Here is a 9,449-nt window from a genome sequence, read left to right as displayed (position 1 = left end):
CGCATCGACGCCACGCCCGCAACCAACGTCACGCAAGCGCAACTGAATGCCGCCGGGATGAGCGGCTATTCCGTCACCGGCCCCGCCCGCATCGCGCCGGTCGCGGTCACCGGCAGCACGGTCGCCAGCGGCGGCGCGCAGGTCTTCACCGCGCCCTTCAACCCGGTGGGCGGCTTTGTCAGCCAGTTCAGCTTCGACAGCCCGACCACGCCCGGCCCCGTCACCGGCCAGACCATCCAGACCACCTTCCGCGGTGACATCACCCTTACCCTGCCCAATGGCGCAACCTCCACCCAGGTGGCGACCATCGTGCAGATGGCGAATGGCGATCTGTTCCTGCGGCCCAATGCGCAATTCCTGCCCACCTGGGATGGCATCAACGCGCTGCAAACCATCACCATCAATCAGGCCACGCCCTTCCCGTCCAATACGGTGCTGAACTCGACCATTTCCTTCCGCCCCGACATTTTCGACGTGGTGATCCCCTGTTTCACCGCCGGAACGCTGATCGAGACCGCCAGCGGCCCCCGCCCGGTCGAAAGCCTGCGGGTGGGCGATCTGGTCCGCACCGCCGATCACGGCTTGCAGCCGCTGCGCTGGATCGGGCGGCGCGACCTGCTGGCCCCGGCGCTGGAGGCCGACCCGCAGCTGTGCCCGGTTGCCATTGCGCCCGGCGCGCTTGGCCCCAACCTGCCCGCCACGCCGCTGATGGTCTCGGGGCAGCACCGCATGCTGGTGCGCTCGCGCATTGCCGCCCGCATGTTTGAAACCGAGGAAGTGCTGGTCGCCGCCGTGCAGCTGGTCGGCCTGCCCGGTATCACCCTGGCCCCGCCGCAAGCGGTGACCTACCTGCATCTGCTGTTTGACCGGCATGAGGTGGTCTTTGCCAATGGCGCCCCGAGCGAGAGCCTTTATCCCGGCCCGGTGGCGCTGAAATCGCTGGGCGCGCGGGCGGTGGCAGAGATTCTCCAACTGTTTCCCGATCTCGCCCAATGCGACAGTTTCCGCCTGCATCCGGCCCGGCCTCTGGTGCGCGGGCGGCAGGGCCGCCACATGGCGGAACGGCATCTGAAAAACGCGGTCAGCCTGCTGGCCGCCTGATCCGCACCGCATCTGGTGGTGGAAACCGCCCGCCGCCACCAGCCCTGCGCCAGGCCCGTGCCAAGCCTGCGGCCCTAGGCCAATTCCCGCCGAGGCGCCAAGCCGGATTGAAATTTCCACCCCGAATCGGCATAATCGCTGCCAGAAAATGACCAGTGGCGGAGGCAAAACCCCGCCCACCGGCAAGAGGCAGAGACATGAAGAAATCTTATCTGGCGGGCGCCCTCTCGGCGCTTGTGCTTTCCCTTGCAACCAGCGCCGCCATGGCCGGCCCGATCGAGCGCGCCTGCAACCGCGCCGACAAAGGCAACCGCGCCGTCTGTGGCTGCATCCAGCAGGTCGCTGACATGACCCTGCGCGGCTCCGACCAGCGCCGGGCCGCCAAGCTGATGAAAGATCCCGATCTGGCGCATGAGGTCTGGATCTCCAAGCGCGGCGCCGATGACGCCTTCTGGGAGCGCTACAAATCCTTCGGCCAGCAGGCCGAGGCCTATTGCGCCCGCTGAACCCCAAAGCCCCGCTTCTGCGGGGCTTTTTCCTGAGGGCGCTTCTGTCAAAAGCGTCGCACCGGCAAGGTCCGTTGTGTCCTCCTGTCGGGTAACAGGTCGGCGGGGGTCAACTGCGCCTGACGATAGCAAAGACCAAACTGCCTATTCTAAAGGCCAGCGCGACTGGGATCATCAACAACGCCGCCCAATAGAGGACGTAAATCACGAAAGCGACGATCCTCCACAGCAGCGTTTCGCGCTCGATAACCCCTAGGGTGGCGAACAAAGCGCATGACACGAGGCATAGAACAAGTGCTGCACCTGTCCATTTCGGCAGGACCAGAAACCATGTCACCGCCGCGGCAAGGAGACTGACCGTCGGCGGAAATATCACAGCGATCAAAAGCAGAATGCCACCTGCTCCGGTTTCTTCCATCTCCTGCAATCCTCACCTTCCTCTTGCAGGACAGCGTAGCACTGGCTGTGGTGAAGGGAAACTCCGCGCCCTTCGCGGAAAAACCGTAGCCGCTCCCCCCCTTCCCGCGCCCGCGAAAACCCCTATCTTTCCCCCATGCACAGCGCGCTCCCCCTCGCCCTCACCGACTGGTTCTCCGCCCAAGGCTGGACGCTGCACCCGCATCAGCGCGCCATGCTGGACCGCGCGGGCCAACCCGCAACCCTGCTCATCGCCCCCACCGGCGGCGGCAAGACGCTTGCCGGATTTCTGCCATCCTTGGCCGAAATCGCCGCCGATCCCCGCCCCGGCTTGCACACGCTCTACATTTCGCCGCTCAAGGCCCTCGCCGCCGACATCCGCCGCAACCTGCGCCGCCCGGTCGAGGGCGCGGGCCTGCCGATCCGCATCGAGGATCGCACCGGCGACACCACCTATACCCAACGCCGCCGCCAGCGCGCCGACCCGCCGCATATCCTGCTCACCACGCCCGAAAGCCTCGCGCTGCTGCTCAGCTACGAGGACGCGCCGCGCATTTTCGCGGGCCTGCACCGCGTGGTGATCGACGAAATCCACGCCCTTGCCGAAAGCAAGCGCGGCGACCAGCTCATGCTTTCCCTCGCCCGCCTCGCCACGCTCAGCCCCGGCCTGCGCCGCGTCGGCCTCTCCGCCACGGTGGAAGACCCGCCCGCGCTGGCCGCCTTTCTCGGCGGCGCCGAGATTTTGCTGGCCGATCCCGGACCGGAGCCCGATATTTCCATGCTGGAAACCGAGGCCCCGCCGCCCTGGGCCGGGGGCGGCGGGCGCTACGCCATCCCCGCCATTCTGGACGAGGTGAGGCGCCACCGCACCACGCTGATCTTCCACAACACCCGTGCGCAGGCGGAACTGTTTTACCATCACCTCTGGCTCGCCAATGACGAGAACCTGCCCATTGCCATCCACCATGGCAGCCTCGCGCGCGAAAGCCGCGAGAAGGTCGAGGCCGCCATGGTCGCCGGCAGCCTGCGCGCCGTGGTCTGCACCGGCACGCTGGATCTCGGCATCGACTGGGGCGATGTCGATCTGGTCATTCAGGTCGGCGCGCCGAAAAACGTGAAACGTCTGGTGCAGCGCATTGGCCGCGCCAATCACCGCTACAACGCCCCGTCCAAGGCGCTGCTGGTGCCCGCGAACCGCTGGGAGGTGGTGGAATGCCATGCCGCGCTGGAGGCCGTGCGCGCGCGCGATCTCGATGGCGAGCCGCGCGGTCCGGGGCCGCTCGACGTGCTGTGCCAGCACATCCTCGCTACCGCCTGCGCCGGGCCCTTCGACGCCGAAACCCTTTACGCCGAGGTTCTCACCGCAGGCCCCTACAGCGCCCTGACCCGCGCCGATTTCGATGCCTGTCTGGAGTTCTGCGCCACCGGAGGCTATGCGCTGCGCGCCTATGACCGCTGGCAGCGCCTGATGTTGCGAAATGACAAATGGACCCTGCGCGACCCCCGCTCTGCCGCCGTGATCCGGCAGAATTTGGGCACGATCATCGACATCGAGACCCTGAAGGTGCGGCTGAAATCCCGTCTGGGCGGCCTGCCGCTGGGCGAGGTGGAGGAAGGCTTCGCCGCCTCGCTCACCCCCGGCGACACCTTCCTGATCGGCGGCGAGGTGGTGCGCTATGAGGGGTTGAACGAGCTGACGGTGGAGGTCAGCCGCACCCCCGGCCGCGACCCGAAAGTGGCGGTGTTCAACGGCACCAAATTCGCCACCTCCACCCAATTGTCAGACCGCATCCTGCGCCTCTTGCAACAGCCCGCCTGGCCCGGCCTGCCCGCCCATACTGCCCGCTGGCTCTCGCTGCAACGCGAGGTCTCGCGCCTGCCCCGGCCCGACCGGCTGCTGGTCGAGAGTTTCCCGCAAGACGGGCGCGAACATCTCTGCCTGTATGGCTTTGCAGGCCGCAACGCGCAGGCCACCCTCGGCATTCTGGTCACCAAACGCATGGAGGAGGCGGGCCTCGCGCCGCTGGGCTTTGTCTGCACCGATTACGCCACCCTGATCTGGGGGCTGGAGCCGGTCACCCGCCTCGGCTCCCTCCTCGCCCCCGAGGGGCTGCGCGAAGGGCTGGAGGGCTGGCTTGCGGGCAATGCCGTGATGAAACGCACTTTTCGCGCTTCAGCGATCATCGCCGGGCTGATCGAGCGCAGCCATCAGGGCCGCCGCAAATCCGGGCGGCAGGCGACCTTCTCCTCCGACATTCTCTATGACACGCTGCGCCGCTTCGACCCCGACCACCTGATGCTGCGCATCACGAGGCAAGAGGCCATGCGCGGCCTGGTGGACTTCGCCCGCATCGAAGACCGCCTCGCCCGCGTGCAAGACCGCATCGACCTGATCCGGCTGGAAAAAGTCACCCCCCTCGCCGCGCCGCTGTTCCTGGAACCCGGCAAAATCCCCGTGCAAGGCGAGGCCCGCGAGCGCCTCGCCGAAGCCGCCGCCCTCCGGCTGATGCAGGAGGCGGGGTTGGGCTGAGGGACCAGGCTGTGCGCGGAGGGGAAGGGTCCATCGCCGCCGGTCAACCTCGCTCAATGCTGCGTGCCCGCGCGCCCGGAAGCGGTCGTTCGACGCTGAGCGCGAAACTTCTCCTGCCAGAAGGTCGGCCTATGGGCCTACCAAGGAGAGTTGATGTCGGACCAAGAATGGCGTTTCACAAGCGCTTCATCGTGACAGCGGCAACAGCGATTGTCGTCTGCGCCGGATCATGGCAGGCTGTGCCTGTTCCGCCAGAGGTCTCCCGTTGCAGGTTTTCAGCCATTTGCCGCTCAGCCCCTTGTTTTTCAAGCATTGGGATCAAGACGACACCGAAATCGGCATCGTCCTGGCCAAGGCGCGGTTCTCGCGCGCCGAAGATGGCGTCTGGCTGCGCGCCGAGCCCGCCCCGCCGCTTGAATTCGAGGATCGCTTCGCGGATGACCCGGCCTTTGGCGTGCTGCTGGGCGAACAGGACATTGCGCCGGGCAAGATCGGCACCGATCTGACGCTGGCCGCCACGGCCCGGGCGCCGGGCGGGCAAGCGCTGGCCGATTGGCCGGTCAGCATCACGGTGCCGGGGCGGCTGCATTACGGCTTTCAGGTGCGCGGCCCTTCGGTCTGGCAGCCGGGCGCCGACCGGCTCTGGCGCCGCAGCCCGCCGCAGCCGGTGACAGAGGTGCCCCTCACCTATGCGCTGGCCTTTGGCGGGCGCGCGCCGGGGCCCGAGGGCCAGGAGCAGGTGCATGGCCTCAACCCGGCCGGGCTGGGCCTCGTCACGCCCGAGCGTCTGGCTCTGGGCCAACCCATCCCGGTGCCGCAGATCGGCACCCTGGCCGAGTTCATGGTCTCCGACCCGCTGGCCCAGATGACGGTGCAGGGCTTTGGCCCGATCGCCAAGGCCTGGCTGCCGCGCCGCGCCCAGGCGGGCAGCTTTGACGAAAGCTGGCTGCGCGAGCGTCACCCGCGCATGCCGCAGGATTACTCGCTGCGCTTCTGGAACATCGCGCCCGGCCCCTTGCAGCTTGACCCGCCGCTGCGCGGGGATGAGGAGATCACGGTCACCGGCATCTCGGCGCGGGCCGAGCCGGTGGCCCTGCGCCTGCCCGGCGCGGGCTGCGCGCTGGAGCTGGCGGGCGAGGCGGAGGCAGGGATGGGCGGGGCGCGTCTGGCGATGACGCTGGATACCGTCGCGCTGGACCTGCGCGATGCCGACCCGCGCGGGCACAGCGCCACGCTGATCTGGCGCGCCCGCATCCCCGCGCCGCATCGCTTTGCCACGGCCGAAGTGGTCGCCAACCCCCTGGAGGGATAGATGAGCCAATCCGCAGCCCGCCACAGCGGCAAGAATGCCAAGATCATCTGCCTCGCCCCCGATGTCTGCCTGACCCCGGTGGGCAATTCGGTGGTGCCCATTCCCTATATGATCGTCTCGCAGCTGGACTGGTCGGAAAAGACCGAAGGCAACACCCGGATGACCGGGATGAAGGCCTTCACCATGAACAGCCGCACCAACAAGGTGACCGGCGACGAGCCCGGCACCAAAGGCGGGGTGAAATCGGGCTGCAACAAGGGCTGGTGCCGCCCGATCTCCAAAAAGAACACCGTCTTTGTCGGCGGGGCCGAGCTGATCCAGAACGACAATCTCTATGACATGAACTGCAACGGCCCCGACGGACCGGGCAATACGGTGGGGCGGCTGATCTATTTCGAGTGAGCCGCGTCCGGCTGCCGGCGCGCCCGGCGGAAAGGGCGCCCGAGTTTTCGACGAAAACTCGCGCCCGTCCGGCTGACGCAGCGTCACGGCCCACCGGGCTTGAGCCGCGCGGCCGCCCCGGCCACTCTGGCCTGTAGTGCCTGCCCGGAAGCGCCCGCTCGGCAGAGGCGCCCTGATGAGCCTGCCCCAAAAGTCTGCGAGGACAAACCATGGACCAGCGCATCCGCGACAGCTTTGCCCGCCAAAGCCTGATGGCCACCTTCGGCGCGGCCCTGGTCGAGATCGCGCCGGGCCGCGTCACCCTCACCGCGCCCATCCTGCCGCTGGCCTTGCAACAGCACGGCGCGGGCCATGCCGGCCTCACCTTCGCCCTGGCCGACAGCGCCGCCGGCTATGCCGCCCTGACCCTGATGCCCGAAGGCAGCGAGGTGATGACCGCCGAGGCCAAGATCAACCTTCTCGCCCCCTGTATCGGCCAGCGCCTGATCGCGCGCGGCGAGGTGGCCAAATCCGGCCGCCGCCTCACCGTCTGCCGCGCCGAGGTCTTTGCCCTGCAAGATGGCGAGGAAACCTGCATCGCCTTGCTGCAAGCCACCATGATCGGCGTGCTTCCCTGACGCCGCCCGGCCAAGGCCCGATCGCCTGCCACCTTCCCGCGCCAAAGTTGTCCCAGTTTGCAGCGTGAAAACACCGCACCGCCGCCCGCCCAAAATCCGGCTTCGGCCCGCATCCCCTGTCAGAACTTCCCCGCCACCCCGCTGATCCCAGTGCCGCCCCAGATGCCGCCGCCCAACGTCGCCCCCCCCCCCACATCGCTGAGTGCCCCCCCTTCACCCGCCCAAAGTCCCGTCACAGCCCGCAGCATCCGTCGGACCCTGCCGCCGCCCCGATGATGGACATGCCTCCCGCCACCACCAAGCGAGTCAGCGCCCGGCAGCGGGTTAACGCAGCCTACCCTGACCCCCGCCAAACCACGCTGCCGCATCGCGGGCCTGTTGTAACTTGACCCGTTCCCGATGATCTCGGCGTTTCCTTGAGGCCTTCCCCGCCGAAACGCTCCTGTGCCTTCTCCCTCATCGGTGAGTGCCCCCTCCGCGCGGCCGACCGCCGTTCCGATGATGGGCGTCGTTCCCCCGCCAACGCACCAGCGCCCCGTTTGTGCGCAGCAGGGGCACGCGGCCCGCCCTGCCCTCGCCAAAAACCACCCTGCCGCAATGTGGCGCCTTTTGTGACTTGCTCCGTCCACGATGAAGCGTTCGCCCCAACCCGCCCCCCTGAGGTCTGGCACCGCCAGCACTCTCCCCCTGCCCCCCGTTTGGAAAGGAACAGCGCCGCAGCGGCACCTGTGGGGGCCTGTCACAAGCCCGATGACGGGCGCCAGAAGCCTGCGGTCCCAGGGCCCTCCCGCCTCAAAGCCGCGTTGACGGGAACCTCTGCCGCCCCAAATCGGATCGCGGCGCAGCGCAGCCGCTCGGAACTCCGATGATCGGGCTGGCCCGGGGCGTCCCTTTCGCCGGGGCCGCTCCCGCCCCGGAACCCCATCGACGCCCCCCGCCACCCCGGAAAAATCAGGTTGCAGCGCGGCGGTGTCTGTCGGAACATGCCGCAGCTCCGCATCCCGTGGGGTGCGGAAAGGCTCCCCCTTGGCCCATCTTGAAATTCTGGACGGTCACGCGGACCACATCCCCCAGCTGCGCGCGGTGCTGGACAGTATCGCGCTGTTCCCCGCCGAGATGCTGCCCGAGCTGATGGCGCCCTGCCTTGCAGGCGAGGCCGATGCGCTTTGGCTCACCGTGCTGCGGGATGGCCGCGCCACCGGCTTTTGCTATGCCCGGGCCGAGGCCCTGACCGAGGGCACCTGGAACATGCTCGCCCTCGGGGTGGCGGCATCGGCGCAGCGCTCTGGCCTTGGGGCGCGTCTGGTCGGCGCGCTGGAGGAGCGGCTGCGGGCCAAGGGCGCCCGGCTGCTGATCGTGGATACGTCCGGCACCGCCGCTTTCGCGCCCACCCGCAGCTTCTATGAGGCCTGCGGCTACCACCAGGAGGCCCGCATCCGCGATTTCTGGGCCGAGGGGGATGACAAGATCACCTTCCGCAAAGCCCTGCCCCTTGACACCTCCGGCCAGACCACAAACGCACACCCCGCGCGATAAGACCGCCCGAGGCCCCTGCCGCCAAGGCCAAGCCCCCACGCTGCCGCGCACCGCAGAACAGCGGGGCATATGCGAGGCGCTTATGTGCGCCCGAATGGCCGAGGCTATTGCCGAGGTCATGTTGAACCGTTTGCGAGTTCGGGCCGGTGGCCCGAAGCCACCGGGCGAGCTGCCCGGCCTCCGGGGTGAGGCAGGACCGTGGCCCCTGATAGGGCCGCGTAAGCCTGCCGAACGGCGCTTTGCACCCGCCGGGCGGGCGTTGGCCTCTCGGTCTTGGGGTGATCCGGTTTTGCCGCGAGGTTCCCACAGGGCCGGGGAAACCCGCCGCGTTTCCTGTTTCCGGCCCCGGATTTGGCCGAGGCCATTGCCGAGGTCATGTTGAACCGTTTGCGAGTTCGGGCCGGTGGCCCGAAGCCACCGGCCAGCGCCCGCCCTGCCGGGGGCGGGTGCTATCGCACCCGCCGGGCGGGCGATGGCCTCTCGGTCATGGGCTGAGAGGGTCTTCCGTTACCGTTCCCACAGGGCCGGAGAAACGCGCTGCGTTTCCAGTGTCCGGCCCAGTTTGCCGAGTCATGTTGACAGGGCTCCGGGTTTGGGCAGCTGGCCCGAAGCCACCGGGTGAGCTGCCCGGCCTATGGGGGCGGGCGGTGGCCGCTCGGTCATAGGCCGAAACGGTCTCGCCTCTCTGTTCCTATAGGGTCGGGAAAATGCGACGCGATTTCTTGATCCGCCCCCACTTGGCCGAGGCCATTGCCGAGGTCATGTTGAAACGTTTGCGAGTTCGGGCCGGTGGCCCGAAGCCACCGGCCAGCGCCCGCCCTCCGGGCGGCGGGCGCTTCGCACCCCCCGGGCGGGGGAGGGCCGCTCGGTCTTGGGGTGATCCGGGTTTGCCGTGAGGATCCCACAGGGCCGGGAAAACGCGCTGCGTTTCCTTTTTCCGCCCCCACTTGGCCGAGGCCATCGCCTCGGTCATGCGGCACCGTTCCCACATCGGGCCGGTGGCCCGAAGCCACCGGCCAGCGCCCGCC

General features: G+C 68.3%; 8 protein-coding genes. 7 read left to right on the top strand and 1 reads right to left on the bottom strand.

Annotation, left to right across the window (positions count from 1 at the left end; all coding sequences use genetic code 11):
- Together JNN06_RS12755 and JNN06_RS12750 are read left to right on the top strand one after the other, a co-directional pair.
- Window positions 1–1,101, top strand: a 1,101-nt coding sequence (locus JNN06_RS12755) for a Hint domain-containing protein (protein ID WP_291239972.1), incomplete at its 5' end; no start/stop codon positions are given.
- A gap of 197 nt (window positions 1,102–1,298) precedes the next feature.
- A complete protein-coding gene (locus tag JNN06_RS12750) occupies window positions 1,299–1,607 on the top strand; it encodes a hypothetical protein (RefSeq protein WP_291239971.1) in 309 nt (102 codons plus the stop codon).
- 109 nt (window positions 1,608–1,716) lie between these two features.
- On the opposite strand, the gene JNN06_RS12745 is transcribed toward JNN06_RS12750, so the two are convergent.
- Window positions 1,717–2,034: a hypothetical protein gene (locus tag JNN06_RS12745; protein ID WP_291239970.1), complete on the bottom strand. Its 318-nt coding sequence runs from the start codon at window positions 2,032–2,034 to the stop codon at window positions 1,717–1,719.
- Between the two features lie 126 nt (window positions 2,035–2,160).
- On the opposite strand from JNN06_RS12745, the gene JNN06_RS12740 reads away from it, so the two are divergent.
- The 5 genes from JNN06_RS12740 to JNN06_RS12720 all read left to right on the top strand — a co-directional run bounded on the left by JNN06_RS12740 (window position 2,161) and on the right by JNN06_RS12720 (window position 8,421).
- Window positions 2,161–4,554, top strand: a complete 2,394-nt coding sequence (locus tag JNN06_RS12740; RefSeq protein ID WP_291239969.1) for a ligase-associated DNA damage response DEXH box helicase — start codon at window positions 2,161–2,163, stop codon at window positions 4,552–4,554.
- A 298-nt stretch (window positions 4,555–4,852) separates the two neighbouring features.
- Window positions 4,853–5,866, top strand: coding sequence for a DUF2169 domain-containing protein (locus tag JNN06_RS12735; RefSeq protein ID WP_291239968.1), 1,014 nt, complete (start codon window positions 4,853–4,855; stop codon window positions 5,864–5,866).
- A complete protein-coding gene (locus tag JNN06_RS12730; protein ID WP_291239967.1) occupies window positions 5,867–6,268 on the top strand; it encodes a DUF4150 domain-containing protein in 402 nt (133 codons plus the stop codon).
- Between the two features lie 209 nt (window positions 6,269–6,477).
- Entirely contained in the window at window positions 6,478–6,885 is a 408-nt protein-coding gene (locus tag JNN06_RS12725) for a PaaI family thioesterase (RefSeq protein ID WP_291239966.1), read from the top strand.
- Between the two features lie 1,008 nt (window positions 6,886–7,893).
- On the top strand, window positions 7,894–8,421 hold the full coding sequence (locus JNN06_RS12720; protein WP_291239965.1) for a GNAT family N-acetyltransferase: 528 nt from the start codon (window positions 7,894–7,896) through the stop codon (window positions 8,419–8,421).
- The last annotated feature ends 1,028 nt before the right edge of the window (window positions 8,422–9,449 follow it).

This window comes from Gemmobacter sp., assembly GCF_016792925.1.
Lineage (GTDB): Bacteria > Pseudomonadota > Alphaproteobacteria > Rhodobacterales > Rhodobacteraceae > Gemmobacter.
This window is presented reverse-complemented; position numbering and strand designations above follow the sequence as displayed.

What these genes read in the sequence shown, in the direction of transcription:
- JNN06_RS12750 (WP_291239971.1), top strand. Translation starts at nt 1,299, where the DNA reads ATGAAGAAATCTTATCTGGCGGGCGCCCTCTCGGCGCTTGTGCTTTCC.
- JNN06_RS12740 (WP_291239969.1), top strand. Translation starts at nt 2,161, where the DNA reads ATGCACAGCGCGCTCCCCCTCGCCCTCACCGACTGGTTCTCCGCCCAA.
- JNN06_RS12730 (WP_291239967.1), top strand. Translation starts at nt 5,867, where the DNA reads ATGAGCCAATCCGCAGCCCGCCACAGCGGCAAGAATGCCAAGATCATC.
- JNN06_RS12725 (WP_291239966.1), top strand. Translation starts at nt 6,478, where the DNA reads ATGGACCAGCGCATCCGCGACAGCTTTGCCCGCCAAAGCCTGATGGCC.